This is a genomic window from Halopenitus salinus, from assembly GCF_055397165.1.
Genome location: NZ_AP043853.1, coordinates 1,361,460 through 1,379,412, shown reverse-complemented (window position 1 = coordinate 1,379,412; position 17,953 = coordinate 1,361,460). Strand labels below are relative to the sequence as shown.

General features: G+C 68.4%; 18 protein-coding genes and 2 tRNA genes. 10 read left to right on the top strand and 10 right to left on the bottom strand.

The window, feature by feature from the left end; all coding sequences use genetic code 11:
- Window positions 1-67: 67 nt before the first annotated feature.
- The 3 genes from ACZ5YD_RS08735 to ACZ5YD_RS08725 all read right to left on the bottom strand — a co-directional run bounded on the left by ACZ5YD_RS08735 (window position 68) and on the right by ACZ5YD_RS08725 (window position 1,086).
- Window positions 68-691, bottom strand: coding sequence for an MBL fold metallo-hydrolase (locus tag ACZ5YD_RS08735; RefSeq protein WP_379742460.1), 624 nt, complete (start codon window positions 689-691; stop codon window positions 68-70).
- Between the two features lie 108 nt (window positions 692-799).
- A tRNA-Ile gene (locus tag ACZ5YD_RS08730) sits at window positions 800-875 on the bottom strand.
- A gap of 108 nt (window positions 876-983) precedes the next feature.
- Window positions 984-1,086: transfer RNA gene (locus tag ACZ5YD_RS08725), tRNA-Asn, on the bottom strand.
- Window positions 1,087-1,252: 166 nt separating this feature from the next.
- Here ACZ5YD_RS08725 and cca point away from each other — a divergent pair.
- Complete coding sequence (gene cca, locus ACZ5YD_RS08720) at window positions 1,253-2,644, top strand: CCA tRNA nucleotidyltransferase (protein WP_379742457.1); 1,392 nt, start codon at window positions 1,253-1,255, stop codon at window positions 2,642-2,644.
- A 9-nt stretch (window positions 2,645-2,653) separates the two neighbouring features.
- Here cca and ACZ5YD_RS08715 read toward each other — a convergent pair whose 3' ends face one another.
- The 4 genes from ACZ5YD_RS08715 to ACZ5YD_RS08700 form a co-directional block, all read right to left on the bottom strand.
- Window positions 2,654-3,658, bottom strand: a complete 1,005-nt coding sequence (locus tag ACZ5YD_RS08715) for a histone deacetylase family protein (RefSeq protein ID WP_379742454.1) — start codon at window positions 3,656-3,658, stop codon at window positions 2,654-2,656.
- Between the two features lies 1 nt (window position 3,659).
- Window positions 3,660-4,091 carry a histone gene (locus tag ACZ5YD_RS08710; RefSeq protein ID WP_379742451.1) on the bottom strand — a complete coding sequence of 144 codons (432 nt, stop codon included), beginning with the start codon at window positions 4,089-4,091 and terminating at the stop codon, window positions 3,660-3,662.
- Between the two features lie 184 nt (window positions 4,092-4,275).
- On the bottom strand, window positions 4,276-5,850 hold the full coding sequence (locus ACZ5YD_RS08705) for a single-stranded DNA binding protein (protein WP_379742448.1): 1,575 nt from the start codon (window positions 5,848-5,850) through the stop codon (window positions 4,276-4,278).
- A gap of 295 nt (window positions 5,851-6,145) precedes the next feature.
- The gene (locus ACZ5YD_RS08700; protein WP_379742445.1) at window positions 6,146-6,328 is read right to left on the bottom strand and encodes an HVO_0416 family zinc finger protein; all 183 of its coding nucleotides are present in this window, start codon (window positions 6,326-6,328) and stop codon (window positions 6,146-6,148) included.
- Window positions 6,329-6,456: 128 nt separating this feature from the next.
- Here ACZ5YD_RS08700 and pyrE point away from each other — a divergent pair, with 128 nt between their 5' ends.
- Window positions 6,457-7,023 (top strand): orotate phosphoribosyltransferase, encoded by a 567-nt coding sequence (pyrE, locus tag ACZ5YD_RS08695; protein WP_379742442.1) that lies wholly within the window; start codon window positions 6,457-6,459, stop codon window positions 7,021-7,023.
- Window positions 7,024-7,070: 47 nt separating this feature from the next.
- Here the strand turns inward: pyrE and ACZ5YD_RS08690 are convergent, their stop codons facing one another.
- Complete coding sequence (locus tag ACZ5YD_RS08690) at window positions 7,071-8,069, bottom strand: radical SAM protein (protein ID WP_379742439.1); 999 nt, start codon at window positions 8,067-8,069, stop codon at window positions 7,071-7,073.
- Window positions 8,070-8,238: 169 nt separating this feature from the next.
- Here ACZ5YD_RS08690 and ACZ5YD_RS08685 point away from each other — a divergent pair, with 169 nt between their 5' ends.
- Window positions 8,239-9,036, top strand: a complete 798-nt coding sequence (locus ACZ5YD_RS08685; RefSeq protein ID WP_379742436.1) for a DUF6517 family protein — start codon at window positions 8,239-8,241, stop codon at window positions 9,034-9,036.
- A 122-nt stretch (window positions 9,037-9,158) separates the two neighbouring features.
- Window positions 9,159-10,280, top strand: a complete 1,122-nt coding sequence (locus ACZ5YD_RS08680; protein ID WP_379742433.1) for a DUF373 family protein — start codon at window positions 9,159-9,161, stop codon at window positions 10,278-10,280.
- 72 nt (window positions 10,281-10,352) lie between these two features.
- Here ACZ5YD_RS08680 and ACZ5YD_RS08675 read toward each other — a convergent pair whose 3' ends face one another.
- On the bottom strand, window positions 10,353-10,874 hold the full coding sequence (locus ACZ5YD_RS08675) for an archaemetzincin family Zn-dependent metalloprotease (protein ID WP_379742430.1): 522 nt from the start codon (window positions 10,872-10,874) through the stop codon (window positions 10,353-10,355).
- Between the two features lie 39 nt (window positions 10,875-10,913).
- On the opposite strand from ACZ5YD_RS08675, the gene ACZ5YD_RS08670 reads away from it, so the two are divergent.
- The 4 genes from ACZ5YD_RS08670 (at window position 10,914) to ACZ5YD_RS08655 (ending at window position 13,581) form a co-directional block, all read left to right on the top strand.
- Window positions 10,914-11,435 carry a UPF0146 family protein gene (locus ACZ5YD_RS08670; protein ID WP_379742428.1) on the top strand — a complete coding sequence of 174 codons (522 nt, stop codon included), beginning with the start codon at window positions 10,914-10,916 and terminating at the stop codon, window positions 11,433-11,435.
- Window positions 11,436-11,502: 67 nt separating this feature from the next.
- Complete coding sequence (locus ACZ5YD_RS08665; protein ID WP_379742425.1) at window positions 11,503-12,375, top strand: TIGR01548 family HAD-type hydrolase; 873 nt, start codon at window positions 11,503-11,505, stop codon at window positions 12,373-12,375.
- Between the two features lie 24 nt (window positions 12,376-12,399).
- On the top strand, window positions 12,400-13,068 hold the full coding sequence (gene npdG, locus ACZ5YD_RS08660) for an NADPH-dependent F420 reductase (protein ID WP_379742422.1): 669 nt from the start codon (window positions 12,400-12,402) through the stop codon (window positions 13,066-13,068).
- Between the two features lie 93 nt (window positions 13,069-13,161).
- A complete protein-coding gene (locus ACZ5YD_RS08655; protein WP_379742419.1) occupies window positions 13,162-13,581 on the top strand; it encodes a DUF8059 family membrane protein in 420 nt (139 codons plus the stop codon).
- A gap of 92 nt (window positions 13,582-13,673) precedes the next feature.
- Here ACZ5YD_RS08655 and ACZ5YD_RS08650 read toward each other — a convergent pair whose 3' ends face one another.
- Complete coding sequence (locus ACZ5YD_RS08650) at window positions 13,674-16,682, bottom strand: hypothetical protein (protein WP_379742416.1); 3,009 nt, start codon at window positions 16,680-16,682, stop codon at window positions 13,674-13,676.
- A gap of 174 nt (window positions 16,683-16,856) precedes the next feature.
- Here ACZ5YD_RS08650 and ACZ5YD_RS08645 point away from each other — a divergent pair, with 174 nt between their 5' ends.
- A complete protein-coding gene (locus ACZ5YD_RS08645; RefSeq protein ID WP_379742413.1) occupies window positions 16,857-17,108 on the top strand; it encodes a DUF7552 domain-containing protein in 252 nt (83 codons plus the stop codon).
- Window positions 17,105-17,917 (top strand): DUF7260 family protein, encoded by an 813-nt coding sequence (locus ACZ5YD_RS08640; protein ID WP_379742410.1) that lies wholly within the window; start codon window positions 17,105-17,107, stop codon window positions 17,915-17,917. The genes ACZ5YD_RS08645 and ACZ5YD_RS08640 overlap by 4 nt, the downstream gene beginning before the upstream one ends.
- Window positions 17,918-17,953: the final 36 nt, after the last annotated feature.

The window sequence follows — 17,953 nt, the reverse complement described above, 5'->3', positions numbered from 1 at the left end:
GTTCGCTTCCGTCCCCATCACGCGTCTTCCGGTGAGCCGTGTCTCCGGACGGATCGGGTCCCAAGGGCTACTCGGGATATTTCGGCTGCCGCCGCTTCGCACGCTCGAGCGCGCGCTCTATGACCTCCCGTACGCCGTCCTCGTTTTCCGACGGCCGGTAGACGTCACCGTGGCCGGCGTACATTCCCGAGACGCCCTCGGGCAGGTGGTCGAGGAGGTCCTCCAGGCTCTCGATGAGCCGCTCGCGCGACTGGCCCGCCATGTCCGTGCGGCCGAACGATCCGTCCTCGAACGCTCCGTCGTTGTAGACCACCACGTCGCCGCTGTAGAGGCGCTCGTCGCCGACGAACGAGACGTGATCGGACGCGTGACCCGGGGTGTAGACCACCTCGCAGGTCTCATCGCCGATCTCGACCGTCGATCCGTCCACCAGTTCGACGTCGCGGCGAGGGTGCTCCGCGTACGCGTAGAGTTCGGCGTCGAAGGCGTCGAGCACCGCGTCGAGTTCCGCCACGTGGTCCGTGTGCTGGTGGGTCACCACCACGCGGTCGAGCGCCTCCACGTGCTCCGCGATGACGTCCTCGACGCCGGGCATTGTTCCGGCGTCGACGAGGGTCGTCACCTCGCCCGGAACCAGATAGGCGTTGCAGGTGAACTCCTCGGCGTCGGCCGTGACGTTGATCGGGTCCATGCTGGCGGGTTCGTGGGGCGGCGCCTTATAGGATCGCCCGCCGGTTCGCGATACCGATGGCTCGGGGAGCGATCGTCGACATTCTCGAGAGCCCGTTCGTCCGCTGGATGGGCCCTGCCGGATTTGAACCAGCGCTCAACTCGTTATGAGCGAGTCGCTTTAAGCCGGACTAAGCTAAGGGCCCTCACGAGGTGGTCTCTCGGCGCGACCCTTTAGCGTATCGGGTTCGGCCGGTTTCGACGTCGGGACGCCCGACGGCGTCGCTTCCGGGTCGGCGTCGAAACGAAGGAGGCGCCGAAGCCAGGACTCGAACCTGGGACCGCCTCGTATCTGCGACGAGCGGGCGAGCCGGTCGTCCTAACAGCGAGGCGCTCTACCAACTGAGCTACTTCGGCGTGCACCCTATGGTATTCGGCTGCTTTTGATAGGGCTTTCGTTTTCGCCCGACGGCGGGGTTCTCGGTTCGTCGGACGCGACCGATCGACGCGCTCGAGGTCGACGGCCACGGCCCCGCCGCTTTCGACCGACATCCTTTCGGGTCGACCCGCTGAACCCGTCCCCATGAGCGAGCTCGATGCGGTCCGCGAGTCGGTTCTCGACCGCGTCAAACCGGGACCCGACGAGCGCGAGCGGCTGGAGGCGACCTCGGGACGGCTCGTCGATCGGGTCCACGAGGCGCTCTCCGATCTCGCGATGGATCCGGACATCGAAGACGACGTCGACATCGTTCGCGTCGGCTCGACGGCACGGGGAACCTGGCTCGCGGGCGATCGTGACATCGACCTCTTCGTTCGCTTTCCCACCGACCTCCCGCGATCGGAGCTCGAACGGTACGGCCTGGCGATCGGCCACGCCGTTCTGCCCGACGGCCACGAGGAGTACGCCGAACACCCCTACGTCAAGGGGACCGTCGACGGCTTCGAGGTGGATCTCGTCCCGTGTTATGCCGTTTCGGATGCGACCGAGATCCGCTCGGCCGTCGATCGGACCCCCTTTCATGACGCCTACCTCTCCGAGCGGCTCACACCGACGCTGGCCGAGGAGGTCCTGCTGGCGAAACGCTTCCTCAAGGGCATCGGCGCCTACGGCAGCGACCTGAAGACCCGCGGCTTCTCGGGCTATCTCACCGAACTGCTTGTCGTGGAGTTCGGCGGCTTCGCGCCCCTGCTTCGTGCGGCGGCGGACTGGAGCCCGCCGATCACGATCGATCCGGAGACGCACGCGGCGACCGCCTTCGACGACCCGCTCGTCGTCATCGATCCGACCGATCCGGAACGGAACGTCGCCGCCGTCTGTTCGGCCGAAAACCTCGCGCGAGTCCAACACCACGCGCGCGACCTCCTCGAGACGCCGCGTACGGAGGTCTTCTTCCCGCCCGATCGCGAACCGCTCGATTCGGATGGCGTCCGCGACCACCTTCGGCGCCGCGGGACGACCCCCGTGGCGGTCGTCTTCGAGGCGCCCTCCCTCGTCGACGACCAGCTGTGGCCGCAGCTTCGCAAGTCGCGTTCGGGGATCGTCCGCGCGCTCGAGGATCACGGCTTTCCGGTGCTTCGATCGACCGCGATGGTCGAGGACGGATCCGAAACGGATCCCCGGCGGGCGGTGCTGTTCGTCGAACTGCTCGTCGAGACGCTCCCCTCGATCGCCAGACACCTGGGGCCGCCGGTCGCGGTCCGCGAACACGCCGAGGGATTTTACGCGGCCTACGCGGACGAGGAGCGCCCGCCCTACGGTCCGTTTCTCGAGGGCGATCGATACGTCCTCGAGCGCGACCGCGAGGTGACGAGCGCCGCGGAGTTCCTCGAGAGCGACGCGATATTCGACGTCGGTCTCGGGACGCACGTCGCGGACGCGCTGTCGCAGCGGGACGTTCTCGTCGGCGCCGAGACGGCGACCCTCGCAGACGGGTTCGGTCCGGAGCTTCGGTCGTATTTCGACCCGAGACCGTGACGGGACGGACTACAGGTCGAACTGCGTTTTGACGTCGTCGACGAGCACTCGAGTCGAGTCGTTTATCTTTCCCTCGACGTCGATCGGATCGCGCCCGTCGAAGGTCTCGTGGACCGTTCGGACCCCCTCGGAGAGGGTGTCGAGGCCGTATCCTCCCTCGAGGACGAACCCGAGTCCGGCGTCGACGCGGTCTGCGATCCCGCGAACCTGCTCCGTCAACATCGCGTATCCCTCCGTCGAGACGCGCATCCGCGAGATCGGGTCGTGTCTGTGGGCATCGAAGCCGGCCGAGACGAACAGGAGCTCCGGGTCGAACCGCTCGAGGAGGGGCGAAAGCGTCTCCTCGACCGCGTACTGGTACTCCGGATCGCCGGCACCGGCGGAAAGAGGGACGTTCAGCGTGGTTCCCTCCGCGCCGTCCGTCCCCGTCTCGTCTATCGCCCCCGTTCCCGGATAGAGTCCCTGCTCGTGGATGGACGCGTAGAACACGTCGTCCCGGTCGTAGAAGATGTCCTGGGTGCCGTTTCCGTGGTGGACGTCCCAGTCGAAGATCGCGACGCGGTCGGCCGCCCCCTCGTCGATGATCGCCTGGGCGGCCACGGCGGCGTTGTTGAAGAAACAAAACCCCATCGCGTCGTCCTCGACCGCGTGGTGGCCCGGCGGACGGCCGATCGCGAACGGGGTCCGACGCCCGTTCGACCCCGAAAGCGCCTCCGTCGCCGCCCACCTCGCGAGCCCCGCGGACGTGAGGGCCGCCTCGAAGGTTTCCGCCGTGGCGACGGTGTCGGGGTCCCAGTTCCCCCCGCCGTCCGCACAGAACGCCTCGATCTCCTCTACGTACTCCTCGTCGTGGACGGCCTCGATCTCCGAGCGATCGGCGGGCGCGGCCTCCTCGTAGCTGACGCCGTGTTCCCGCTTGAGTCCCTCGCGGATGGCTCGCAGGCGATCGGGGCTTTCGGGGTGTCGATCGCCGGTGTCGTGTTCCAGACAGGCCTCGCTGTATCCGAACTGCATGTCACTCGAAGAGGGCGAAGTACGTCTCGATGTCTTCCGCCTGGATCGTGCGTCGATCCGCGTGGCGTGCGAGCGTTGCCGCCGCGCCGGCGACGTTGTCCGCGTAGTCCTCGAGAACGTCGGCGAGCGCGATCCGCGCGTCCATGCCGACCCGATAGCCGTCGTCGATCTCCAGCCTGGCGATCCGGTCGACCGGCGCCACGGGCAAGACGAGGTCCTCGCGGTCGACGACCTGTTCGACGCCGAAATCCGAGGCCATAAGCGTCTTTCGCCCGTCGTCGGTCGCGTGCTCGGCCGCGTCCTCGGCCAACGACGCGCCGTGTCCCTCCACCCGGCGCGCGAGCGCCTCGGCCGCGTCGGCGCTCACCCTGAGGTCGCCGGCGTTCCGCCGGATGATCTGATCGACCGGGGCGAACGGCAACTCGACACTCATACACACACTCGGGGTCGTTTCCGGTATAACGCTTTCCGTTAGCGCCCGTTAGCCGCCGTCTCCGACCACGAGGAGCGATATCCGCTCTCCTCGAGTCGCCTCTTCGAACCGCCTCATCAAGCCGTCCCCCAGCCGGATCCGCGTCGACGATGCCGTCCGTCCCGAATCGCGCTCCGAACCGGCCTCAAAAGACCTCGTCGGCGTCGATCCGGCCGTCCCGTTCGGTTCCCCTGACGGTTATCTCCTCCCCGAGACGGAGTTCGGCCTCGGTCTCCACGCTCTTCGTGCGCTCGCCGTCGTCGAGGACCACCGGGCTTCCGGCCTGAACCACCGTTCCCGTGAACTCGACGCTCTCGGCGACCGCGGCGCCGTCGGCGGCGGCCGTCACGGTCGCGCCGCCGGGCGATCCGTCCGCCGACGCCTCCGGGGATTGCGGCGTCTTCGTGGTCTCCGACGTGTTCGTCTCCCCCGACGACTCTCCGTTCGTGGCTGGCCCGCCATCGCTGTCGGTGGCGCTTTCACCCACGCCATCGCCGTTGTCGGCGAAGGCTCCGAGCCCCTCGCTTTGGCCCGTCTCCGGGGATCGGCCCGACGCATCCGACGGGCTCGAGCGCGCGGCTCCCTCGGAGCGGTTCCCGGCCGCGGTCGGCGAGTCGCCGCGTTCGATGACGCTGACCGTCGACCGCCAGTTCGCCGACGCCTCGAGGTCGTCCTGCCATCCCTCCTGGATCTCCACGTCGGTGAAGACGACCTCGTCGGCCAGATCCACCTCGCGGTCGGCCTTCTCGCCCCACAGCGCGACGCGGATCTCGCCCGTCTCGTCCTTGATTCGGACGTTTCGAACCTGCCCCTCCGAGCCGTCGTCGCGATCGAAGGTCCGTGTCGGGTCGGTCTCTATCACGCCGCCGGCGATGTCGACCGTCCGGCCGATCTCCAGATCGGCGATGTCGGTCGTCTCAGGGACGTATTCGACGTCCTCCTCGACGCGTTCGATCGATCCCCGGGACCCGACGTGCAACTCGAGGGAGCCGTCCCGCTCGCGGACGTAGCCGTCGACGACCTCGACGACCTCGTCGGCGTCGAACTCCCCCGCGAGGTCCGCCCGGTCGTCCCAAAGCGTCACGCGGACGCGGCCGGTCTCGTCGCCGAGGACGAGATTCGAGACCCGTCCCTCCGAGCCGTCGTCGCGATCGAAGGTCCGAACGGCGTCGGTATCGAGAACCTTCCCGACGAGGGTCACGTCCGAGGCGCCGAGCGTGAGATCCTCGACCCGGTAGGTGTCGAGGATCTGCACGTCGACCTCGGCGTCCTCGTCCGTCTCGACCTTGTTCGCGCTGACCTCGAGCCCGTTGTACCCCTCCTTTGGACGTCCCATCACGCGGAGGACGTCGCCGACCTCCAGCTGCTCTTGGGCGGCCGTCGCCATCTCGTCCCACAGCGCGACCCGGACCGAGCCGGACTCGTCCGCGATCTCGACGTTACAGACCCGGCCGTCCTCCTCCGTGTCGTCGCGATCGAAGGTCCTGATCTCGCCGATCGAGGTGACCTTTCCGAGGAATTTCACCTCGTCCATCCCCGGCTCGATGTCGGCGATCGTCTCGGCCTCCTCGTCGCGAAGCTCGTGGGCGATGAGCATCGCGGCCGTCTCCTCGTCCGCGAGGCCGCCCATCTGCTCGACTTTGTCCTCGACGGCCGCCTCGAACTCCTCGAGTTCGACGTCGGCCTCGAGGTCCGCGTAGACGTCCTCGATCACTCCCATGGTGGTACCTCACCGAAGGGCGACTTCGCGCATAAGCGTTGTCCTCCACCCGCTCCACGCGCTTCGACGAACGGGCGGTATGCCCGTTTTCGTGGCCGATTTCGACCGATACGTCGGATCCTCGATTCGGCGACCGTCGCGTGTCGTCTCCCCGTAGCCATCGCTTCCAAGTGGCTCGGTATCGGTTAAAAACCCCCGCGTGATCCGTCCGATCGAAGTCGTTCGGGCGACCGGTCCGGGACGGTCTCGGACGGCCCGTCGGGGCCGAACCGTCGCCGGGGTCAAACTGCCGGGATCAAGCCGCCGGCGTCCAGCCGCAGACGCCACACTCGCGCGCGGACTCGTCGTGGAGACCGCCGCACTCCGGACACTTCTTTTTGTTATACGATCGCTCCCAGCGTACGATGTCGGTTTCGTGACCGCGGTCCTCGAGGAATTCGTCGAACACGCCGTCGTTCGTGCTGGGTGCGGACGACATACACGGTATGGTATAGCGTACCACTAACTTAGACCTTTCGTTCGGTGCGAACCGACCCCCGTTCGACGCCGTCCGTCTCGGGCGTGCCGTTCCGACCGGTTTATACGCGCCGCGACGAGCACACGGGTATGAACGATCCCGAGGATTCGTCCGCCGGACGCGACGACACGGCAGCCCTCGTCGACGCGCTTCGGGAGGCCGACGCCGTTCGATTCGGCGAGTTCGAGCTCTCGCACGGCGGCACGAGCGAGTACTACGTCGACAAGTACCTCTTCGAGACCGACCCCGAGTGTCTCCGGCTCATCGCCGCGGCCTTCGCCGACCGGCTCGCCGACACCGACGCCAAGCTCGCGGGCGTCGCCCTCGGCGCGGTCCCGCTCGTCGCGGTGACCGCCGCCGAACTCGATCGCCCCTACGTCATCGCTCGCAAGAAGGCCAAGGAGTACGGCACCGCGAACCGGATCGAGGGGCGGCTCGAGGCGGGCGAGGAGGTCATCGTCCTCGAGGACATCGCGACGACCGGACGGTCGGCCGTCGACGCGGTCGAGGCGCTTCGGGACGCCGGCGCCGTGGTGAACCGCGTGCTCGTCGTCGTCGATCGCGAGGAGGGCGCGAGCGATCTGCTCGCCGAACACGACGTGACCCTCGAGTCGATCGTGAACGCCTCACGGCTGCTGGAAGACGCCGATCGATAGCGATTCGCGGGAACGGGGATCCGCCCGGGCAAAAGGAACGGCCAGCCTCAGGCGACGGGAGTCCGCTCGACGACGGTCCCGTCGACGGTCGGGTACTGTTCGACGATCTCGCCGTCCTCGATGTCGTCGTCCTCGATCATGTCCTCGAGGAGCCACCAGGCGACCTCGACGTGGTTCGACTTGACGCTGTAGAACTCCTCGGGGACGCCGAGGTCCTCGAACCGCTCGGGGGACGCGTACGTCTTTCCGTAGACCAGCGTGCCGTCGTCGGTCACCTCGTCGAACTCCCGACGGACGTTCCGGGCCATCCGCTTCAGCCGGTTGCGGTGTTGGGCGGCGTCCTTGAAGACGCTCGTACAGAAGTAGACCTTCTCGTGGGAGGCCATCTCCTCGAGGATCGCGTCGTCCTTCGATCCCTCGACGGCGGACATGTGTCCCTCCTGCAGCTCGAAGCCCTCCTCCTGCATCCGCCGGTAGTTGCCGTCGGACATCTCGAACTCGTTGACGTTGCAGAACTCCGCGGCCCCCTCGTCCAGAAACTCGAGGAACTCGGGCTCCGCGCGGATCCCGGGGATCTCGAAGGCGGGAGTGATCTCCTCCTCGCGTGCGACGTGGAGGATCTCCTCCCACTCGGTGCCGTGCATGTCGCCCCACAGCTCGAGCGGCGGGTGAAATCGGATCTCGTCGAGGCCCGCCTCGCTCAGCCGGCGCATGTTCTCGCGACCGCCCGTGATCCCGGTGTAGAGGTGAGTGTGGTGGTCCTCGCCGAACTCGTCTTTGAGGAGCTCGAGGTACCGGCAGGTCCGCTCCAAGGCCTCCTGGGGCTCGCCGCCGGTGATGGAGGTCCCGAGCGCGCTCATCCGCTTGGCCTCGGCGATGACGTCCTCGTCGGACTCGACGCGCCGCTCGTTGGCGTAGACGTCGGTGACGTTCTTGCGGTTCTCGCCGAGGGGACAGTAGAAGCAGTCCCGCTGGTCGCAGTAGCCGTAGACGAAAAGCACCATCTTCCCGCCCTTGGCGCACTGTTCACAGCCCTTCGATATCATCTACGGAACACTACCGCCTCCGGACTCAAAAAGCGTGCGGAGCGTCGTTCCGGCGTGTCACGCCCTCTCGAACGGATGTCGCGGCCGGAATTCCGGAACGGGTCCTCATCGTCTCGGTCCGTTTCCCGTCCCACAAAGCATGTACCTTCCCACGGGGAAGCCTCTCCTCATGAGTGACCGCCACGATTCGTCGATCGACCGCGAGGACGCTTCGACCGACCGCGAGGGCGCCTCGGTCGACCCCGACGACGCCTCTGCCGATCGCGACGACGCCCGGATCGACTCCGATCGGCGTTCGAACCGTTCCGGCGGAACCTCTCGCCGTCGGTTCCTCCTCGCGGGCGGGGCGGTCGGGATGGCCGGGCTCGCGGGCTGTACCACCTTCGACGTCGCTCGCGGCGAGGTGGTCGAGTTCGAGGCCGGCACCGCGACCGTCGCCGACGCCGCGCTCTCCGAGACCGACTACGAGCTCAACGACGTCACGACCGAGACGCGGACCCACGAAGTCGACGTCCCCGGCGGAACGCGTACGGTGCGGGTGAAAAACCGGGTCGCCGAGTACGACAAGGCCGTCGATCTGTTCGGCGAGCGCTATCAGGCGGCCGTCTTCGTGACCCTCGCGACGCCCCGCGTCGAGCTTCTGGGTCGCTCCTACAACCCGATCGCCGACATGGACAACGCGGAACTCGCCGAGGTCGTTCTCTCGCGATACGACGACGCGTCCGACCCCGAGCGCGGCTCCGAGTACACGACGTCCATCCTCGGTACCGACGCGACCGTCGTCGTCTACACCGCCCAGGGGAACGTCCAGGGAACCGACATCTCGATCGACCTGGAGCTTCACGTCGCCGATCCGGTGGGGACCGGCGGCGACTTCGTCGTCCCGGTGGCCGCCTATCCCGACTCGTTCGGCGACGGCGAGAACGTGCGCCGGATGATGAACGCGATCGAACACGCGAACGAATGACCGCCCGTCCGAGCGAGTGTGTGCTCGTTCGTCGTCCCCGGTCCGTCTCCACCCGCGTTCCCGGACTCTTCGGCCCGCCGGCGACCGAAAGCATATGCCCGACCGTGGCGTAGCCCCGCTCGATGCTGCTCGTCCTCTGTGTCGACCTCGACGACGACCTCGGTCGCAAGACCGGCCGCGAGACCCCGGTCATCGGACGCGAGGCGGTGACCGCGGCGGCCGTGGATCTCGCGACGGTCGACCCGGAGGACTCCGACGTCAACGTCCTGTTTCAGGGGATCAACGTCCACGAGGAGCTGTCGGGGACGAGCGACCAGGAGGTCGAGATCGCCGCCGTCACCGGCGTCGACGGATCCGACGTGCAGGCCAACCGAAAGGTCGGCGAGGAGATCGACCGCGTGCTCGCGGAGCTGTCGGCGAGCGACGAGATCCGCGCCGTGATCATCACCGACGGCGCGCAGGACGAGTCCGTGTTGCCCGTGATCCGCTCGCGAATGCCGATCGACGGGGTCAGACGCGTCGTCGTTCGGCAGGCACAGAACCTTGAGTCGATGTACTACACGATCAAGCAGGTCCTCGCCGACCCGGAGACCCGCGGGACGATCCTCGTGCCGCTCGGCATCCTGCTCCTCATCTACCCGCTCGTCGTCCTCGCGAACCTCTTCGAGATCGCCGGCGCGATGGTCCTCGGACTCATCTCCGCGCTGCTCGGTCTCTACTCGCTGTTTCGCGGCCTCGGGCTCGAGTCGACGATCGACGCCACGGCCGACCGCGCTCGAAACGTGCTGTACGCGGGTCGCGTGATGCTCATCACCCACGTCGTCGCGCTCGCCCTCCTCGTGGTCGGCGGCGTGCAGGGCTACGAGACGCTCGAGATCGTCCGGTCCGCGGTCGGTGACGGCGGTCCAATCACGGTCGGAACCGCGCTCGCGGCCTTCGTCCAGGGGTTCGTCCAGTGGGCCGCGGTGGCGGGAATCACCTCCAGCCTCGGCCAGATCACGGACGAGTACCTCGCCGGCGAGTTCCGGTGGCGCTACCTCAACGCCCCCTTTTACGTCGTCGCCATCGCGGTCGTGTTGTACGCCCTCTCCGGCTTCTTCCTCCCGCCGATCGCGGGGCTCACGACCTTCACGCTCGGCGATCTGGCGCTCGCGCTCGCGGCGGGGACGCTTCTCGGCGTGTTGAGCACGCTCACCTTCGCCGTCGCGGAGTCACGGACCGAGCGGACGATCGACCCCGCCTGATCGGGTCGACGGACGCTCCGATCCCTCGACTCGTCTTCGACCGACCGCGAGCGTCTTCGACTCCGTCGTCGGTCAGTGGACGCTCCGCGAGCAGGACCCACAGAGGTGTTCCTCCTTGAGGTCCACCTCGCGGACGGTGGGCGAAAAGGACATCACGCACTTGCTGTTGTCGCAGTGTTCCAGACCGAGGGTGTGGCCGATCTCGTGGACGACCTCCTTGCGGACCCGGTCGGCGACGACGTCGGTCTGCGGCTTCGAGGAGATGCCGCCGTCCGAGGACGTCTGGAGCCGGTAGGTGGAGATGATCGAGCCGTTCCCGTTGAGGTAGGCGAGCCCGAAGACGTAGTTCCGTCTGCGGTAAAAGAGGTCCCGCGCGGTGATGCCGATGTTCTTCTCGCCGCTTCCGACCCGGCTTACGACCTCGATGAGGTCCTCGGCGCGATACTGGTCGCGCCCCTCGTCGTAGCCGCTCGCCGGCACCGACTGCTCGTCGTGTACCGTCACTTCACAGTCGTAGACCGACCGCAGCGCGCTGGAGGCCTCCCGTTTGACCCGGGCCGGCACCTCCCCGACGGGAACGATGTCCACGAGCATGAAAGCCGTTATGCCTCCCTGGTGCATAAATGGCCCGGCGTGACCGGATCTCCCTCGTGCTCGCTCCCGAACGCGCTCGCCGAACTCGCCGCGTCGGACCCCCGAGGACCGACCGGCTCGGCGGCCCGTGACTCGTTTCGGAACCTCTCGGACTCTCCCGTCCTCCTGGAGGTCGGGATCGGACGTCGACCGGACGTCGCCCGCGCGCTCGCGGGAACCGGATACCGGGTGATCGCGATCGACGTCGTCGACCGGCCGGTTCCCGACGAGGTCGCGTTCGCTCGCCTCGACGTCCACGACCTCGCGATGTCGGCGTCGCCGCGTCGGTCGCTTCCGATCCCGGAGGCCGACGCGGACGCCGCCCCGGTCGCCCTGGTCTACGGTCGAAACCTCCCGGCGGAGATCCAACCGGCGACCGTCCGCCTCGCCGAACGGCTCGACGCCGCGGCCGCGTTCACGACGCTCGGGTTCGAGGATCCCTCGCCCTCGCTTCGCGTCGAGCGGCGGACCGTCGGATCGGACACCCTCTACGTGGTCTCCGAGTCGCGCGGGCAGTCGTGACCGGCTCGCCACGCGGCGAGCACGCGCCAGTCGGAACGGTTTTTCGCGCCGCCGCGCGAGGGAGGGTATGCAGGTCGACGCAGTCGTGCTCGACGTCGACGGGGTGCTCGTCGACGTCGCCGACTCCTACCGGCGGGCGATCGTGGAGTCGATCGAGCGCGTGTACGGGCGGACCATCGACCGCGGAGCCATCCAGGCGTTCAAGAACGCCGGCGGGTTCAACAACGACTGGGAGCTCACGGACGCCGCGGCGCTTTACGTGCTCGCGCGAGCGGACGGTCTCGAGTTGGACGTCGAGGAGTTCACGGCCCGGATCGCGGACGCCGGGGGCGGACTCGAGGGCGCGAAAACCGTCCTCGAGACGCTCCCCGACGAGTCGCGCGCGGCCGTCCTCGACGCGTGGGATCCCGACCGGCTCCGCGAGGTCTTCCAGGCGCTCTATCTCGGCGCCGATCTCTACCGCGAGCTGGAGGGCGGCGAGCCGCCGTTCGAAACGTCCGGATTCATCGCCGACGAGCCCGTGCTCGTTCGCCCCGGGACGATCTCGACGCTTCGATCGCGCTTCGACGTCGGCGTTCTCACCGGTCGCCCCGCCTCCGAGGCCGACATCGCGCTCGACCGGGCCGGCCTCGATCTCCCCTCGAGCCGCCGGTTCACCATGGACGACTGGGAGGAGGGGAAGCCGCACCCCCGCGCGCTTCGGACGCTCGCCGAGCGGTTCGACGCCGACGTGGTCGCGTTCGTCGGCGACACCCTCGACGACGTTCGGACGGCCCGCAACGCCGACGAGGCGGACCCCGATCGCGTCTACTACGGGATCGGCGTGTTGACAGGCGGGCTCACGGGCGAATCGGGGCGAGAGACCTACGCCTCGGCCGGCGCCGACGCCGTCGTCGAGGACGTGAACGCCCTCGTCGACCTCCTCGAGCGACGCACCTAAGACGCCGCCGCCGCCAGTGTGGATATGCGAATCGCGATACTCGGCGGAACCGGGGAGGTCGGGGAGGGCCTGGCGCTCCGGTGGGCGTTCCACACGAACCACGACGTCATCGTCGGCTCGCGCGACCCCGAGCGCGCGCGCTCGAAGGCCCGGGAGTACGAGACCGAACTCGACAGCCGCGGCGTCGACGCGTCGATCGGCGGCTTCGAGAACGCCATGGCGGCCGACCGCGCCGACGTGGTCGTCCTCGCCGTTCCGCCCTACCACGTCGGCGACACCGTCGAGGAGGTCGCCGATCGTCTCGGGGCGGACGACGTGCTCGTCTCGCCGGCCGTGGGGATGAAACGCGAGGACGACGGCTTCCACTACCACCGCCCCGGCGCCGGAAGCGTCACCCGGATCGCCGCGGACGCGGCGCCCGACGACGTTTCGGTCGTCGGCGCGTTCCACAACCTCCCCGCCGGTCGGCTGGCAAACCTCGATCGCGACCTCGGGATCGACACGTTGATCCTCGGCGACGACCCCGACGCGAAGGACATCGTCTCCATGCTCGCGGAGGCCATCGACGGGCTCCGCGCGCTGGACGCCGGATCGATCGACAACGCCGCCGAGGTCGAGTCGCTCACGCCGCTTTTGGTCAACGTCGCGATGCACAACGAGCGGCTCTCGGAGCTCGGCGTCCGGTTTCAGTGAGGAACGCCGACCACGGAGGGCGGCCGTCGACCCGAACACGTTCCCCGAGTTCCTCAAAATTTAACAGGTTTCGCCATGTGGTACCGACCAACCATGACGAAGGCGCTCAAATCGTCCGGTTTTCTCGGATTGGCCGTGATGATGGCCGTGGGGCTTCACCAGTCGATCATCCTCTCGAGCGGCGGCGCGGTCCCGCCGTGGATGATCGGCGGACACGCACACCTCGGCGTCCTCTCCATCCTCGCCATCGTGATGGGCTTTGCCGTGCCGGCGCTCGGCGTGGCCGGAACCCTTCGGACCGCCGTGACGGTCCTCTTCGTCGCGGGCCAGTGGGGCGTTCCGCTCACGGTCTGGATCGGCGAGGGCGCCGGGCTCACGTTCCTCATGCCGACGACGCTGCTTTGGGGCGGCGCGCTCATCGTGTCGATGCTCATCATGCTCTATCACACGCTCACCGCCGACGCCGGCTCCGGCGGTGCCGGTGCCGCCGGCGTCGCCCCCGCGGACGACTAACCCCTTAGCGGCCACCTTCGGTGACGGACCGTCCGTCCGCGGTCGTCCCGACTGGCGCTTGTCGTCACCCGACCGGCCTCACCCGACCGGAGTCATTCGATCGTCGCGTGATCGAGCACCTCGCGCTCGTCGAAGAGCACGATCACCTCTCCCGGTGAGTCCTCCGCGTCGATCGTCGTCGAGTCGCCCTCCCGTACCGTCCCCTCGCCGTTCCACGGGATCGGCCCTTCGGTGTGCCCTGGAACGTGTACGGAGAGCCGCTCCGCGTCGATCGGGTGGCCGCCCGCGTGTCGAACGACCAGTCCCCCGTCGTCGCCGTCGCGTTCCACCTCGAAGCTCGCCTCCGGGGCGATGGTCTCGGCTCCGACCCCGACGGGCTCGTCGGGGACCGTCCACTCGGCCCGGAGCGTCGTTCCCACCTCCGGTTTCCCGACCGGGATCGCGTCCCCGCCCTCGAGCATGTCGTGTTCGTCGGCCGGCTGGTCCTCCGCGGGCTCGTCGTCGACGAGCAGCCGGAACTCCGATGCGTCCCGGTCGACCCGGCCGACGTAGACGGCGTACAGCTCGTCCGGGTTCCTCGAGTCCGGAGTCGGATCGGATGACGACTCGGCTCCGTCGCCGGAACGGTTGACTCCCGGTATCGGTCCTTCGGATCCCCGTCGGAAGGTGAACGCGTGTCGGGGTCGCGTCGGGAAGTGGCCGATCGACCGGACCGAGACCGTGTTGGCCGTCTCGTGGCGCACGCTCACCCGCACCCGGTCGCCGATCTCCGCCTCGAGGACGATCGAATCGCCCTCCGTCAGCTCCTCGTACTCCTCGGCAAAGGACGGCGGCTCCGCGGGCTCATCGCCTTCGCTTTCGTTCGCGTCACCGCCGCTTCCGCCGTCGCCGTTCTCCTCACCGCTTTCTCCCCCACCGTCGCCGTTCTCCTCACCGCTGCTGCTCTCCGTTCCGCCGCTGCTGCCTCCACTCCCGCTCGCGCTCGTTCCGGTTTCCACGACCGTTCGGGACCCGCTCGGACCGTCGATCGACACCTCGAGACCCGCCGGATCGGCCGGCTGTTCGCCGACGTAGGTCAGTTCCATCTCCCCGGTTCCGGGGTCGTAGGTCGCCTCGATCGCGTTCCGTGCGGTCGTCGTCCCGCCGAGTCCCCGCTCGGCCTCCTCGCCCACCCAGACGGCCTCGACGGTCGCGAACGGCGTCGCCTCGGCGGTCACGACGTCGCCGGGGCCGAACTCGTCGTGTTCGTCGCTCGGCTGCGTTTCGGCGAGTTCCTCGTCGATTCGAAGCTCGACGTTCTCCGCGTCCATCACGTCGCCGTCCCGGTGTTCAACCCGAACGGTCCCGGACTCCGCGTCGTACTCCACGTCGACGAACGCCTCGGGGGTCACGTGGTGTTCGTCCACCGTCACCGGCTCCTCCGGCTTCAGCCACTCGACGACGACCGTGCTTCCGATCGGGATCTCGCCGAGATCGATCGCGTCCCCCTCCGAGAGCGTCTCCGTTCGATCCTCGAGTTGGACGTCGGCGGGCTCGCCGTCGACGAGCGTCCGGAACTCCGCGGCCGGCCGGTCCCGCTCGTCGTGGTAGACGGCCGCCACCGATCCCTCGCGTCGGTGCAGGTGGAGCCGCGGCGGGGTGACGTGGAACCGACGCAGGGGACGCTCCGAGACGCCGGGAACCTCCGGAACGTCGATGTCGACCGTGACGACGTCGTCCACCGCGACGTCCTCGACCGTGGCGGTTTCGCCCGTCGTGATCGGGGTCGAACCCTCGAACCCGTCCGGGAGTCGAACGCCGTCGGAACCGCGGTGTACCAGCTCCACGCGATCCGGGTCGGCGTCCCGCTCGCCGACGTAGGTCACCTCGAGGGCGCCCTCCTCCAGGTCGTATGCGAACTTGAACGCCTCCTCGTCGATCGCCTCGTTCACGTAGACGTACTGGCGGTTCCCGTCCTCGTCGAACCACCGGAGGATCACGCGCGAGAGAGGGTCGACTGCAACGTCCATCGCGTCCCCCGGCTCGAACGTCTCGACCCGGTCCCCCGGCTGGGCGTCGACGAGCTCCCCGTCGACCCAGAGTTCCAGCTCGGAGAGGGCCTCGCCCTCGACCGCCTCGCCGCCGACGTGTTCGATGGCGAGCGTCCCCTCGTCGCGATCGAGCGACGACTGGACGCGGACCTCCGGGGCCGCCTCGCGGTCGTACTCCGGCGGCGCCTCGAGGACCGCCCGAACGTGGACGAGGTCCCCGTCGCTCGACTCACGATCGATCGCCGTCTCGCGTACGATACCGGCGCCGACCTCCTCGATCAGCGACCGGACCGTCTCCTCGTCCGGTTCGCTTCCGTCCGTGAACAGGACGTACTCCGCCTCGGATCGATCCTCGAGATTCGCGGGATGCACCTCGAATCCCCCCGCGAACGCCTCGAGGCTCCCGATCGCGGGCGTTCGGAACCCGGAGTCCGCGGCGTCGGGGACGAAGAGGACCGTCGAGAACCCGACGAGTCGCTCGAAGGCCGCGCCGGCGTGGTCGTCCGCTTCGACCAGCCGGTCGACTTCGCCGCGCGCCGCTCCGGCGACCGCCCGCGCGTCGGCGTGGCGTTCCTCGGCGTCCTCGCCGGCGACGAACGCGGTCCGCCCCTCGACGCTCGCGACCGTCGTTTCGCCGTCGTCCGCGAGCCGCCATCCCTCGGCGGTCTCGATCGTCTCTCCGTCCGCCTCGCGGTCCATCGATCCGACGGCCACCGTGAGCCGCCGGCGATAGTCGTGTGCGATCGCCGTTGCGACCATCTCCAGGTCGGCCGCCTCGACGCCGAGTTCGCGTCCGGCGACGCGTGCCTGGTGCGGGAGGTTCTCGGCCTCGTCGATCGCGGAGACGTCCTCGGCCACGACGAGCCGGTAGGACATCTCGACGGCCGATTCGGCCGGGATCGCCTCGAGCGCGTCCGCGAGCGCGCTCGGGAGATCGTACTCGTCGGCCAGGTCAGCGACGCCCGCGGACGCCGACGGTCGCAGGTGGCGATCCGGATCGAGCGTGCCGGTCAACGCGGCGAGCGTCAGGGCGCTTCCACCGAGAAAGCTCCGACGGGAGGGTCTGTTCATACGTGTGGCCACTCGGGTTCCACCAAAAGCCGTTCCGAAGGCTCAAACGCGCCCTTGTGCCAACGGGTCGGCCGTAGGGATCAACCGATCCCCGGCGACGGTCGGCGCACGCCCGACCGGCGTTTAGGCATGCCTAAATTACTTGTACTCTCGGGTTTTAGGACGACCTAAATCATGCAGGTCACGCTCCGTGACGTCCGGGATCGGATCGAATCGCTCGCAAGTGACGTGGGGCGGTATCGTCTCGTGTGCGCGCGCACCGGCGAGACGCCCGTCCCGGTTGCCGGTCTCTCCTTCGAGAGCCGTGAGATCGCACGCAACGCCGCTCGCGAGGCCGAACGCTATCGCTCGGCCCTTCGGCGGTACGACGACGGCCTCGCCCACCACGACCTCATCGTCTGCGAGCGGTCGGGGGGCGATCGATGACCGTCCGAACGCCCGTCCACGAGGCCCTCGATCGCGTTGAGTCTGAATGCGACCGCGCCACCAAAGAGCGGAGCGCGCTCGGGCGGTTCGACGCGACCGTTCGGGAGATGGACCCCGTCTCGCCCGCCCCAACCGGCACGACCACGAGCCCCGCCGGTGTGACCGACGGTGGAACCGTCTCGATCCCGGGCGCGGCCGCCGAATCCGGTGCTCGATCCGGCGGAACGACCCGAGTTCGCGAGGTCTTCGCCGAGACCGTCGCGCCCCATACCACCGCGGGTCTCGACGGCGACTCCGTGGATGCGGCAGTTCGCTCGTCGCTCGGCGATAGCGTCGCGCTCGCCCTCGCTCCCGGCACGCCCGACCGGTTGACTCGAGACCTCCAGCAGGCGATCCGCTCCGCCGTCGCGGACCGCCGCGAGAAGCTCCGAACGATGGAGACGGCCCTCGACCGGGAGCGTCGGTCGCTTCGAGCCGCACGCGAGGAGATCGACGCCGTCGTCGAGTGGATCGCTTGCGCCGACGAAACCCCGCTCCTTCGACTCGACTTCGATGCCCTCTCCGACCGCCACGACGCCATCGATCGACACTGCGAGCGATGTGAACACGTCGCCGCCGAACGCCAGCGGCTGATCGCGAGCACGACGAGCCACGACGGCTCCGTCGGGATCACCCACCGGTCACTTCTCGAGCACCTCTATGCGGACTTCGAAAGCTCCCATCCGGTGTTGGCGACGATCGCTCGCCTCGTCGATCGCTGTCGGGACTGTCAACGGGCCGTTCGTGACCACCTGACGCGTCGGGTGTGAAAACGGGACTTTCGCTATGGCGGATTTTCTATCGCA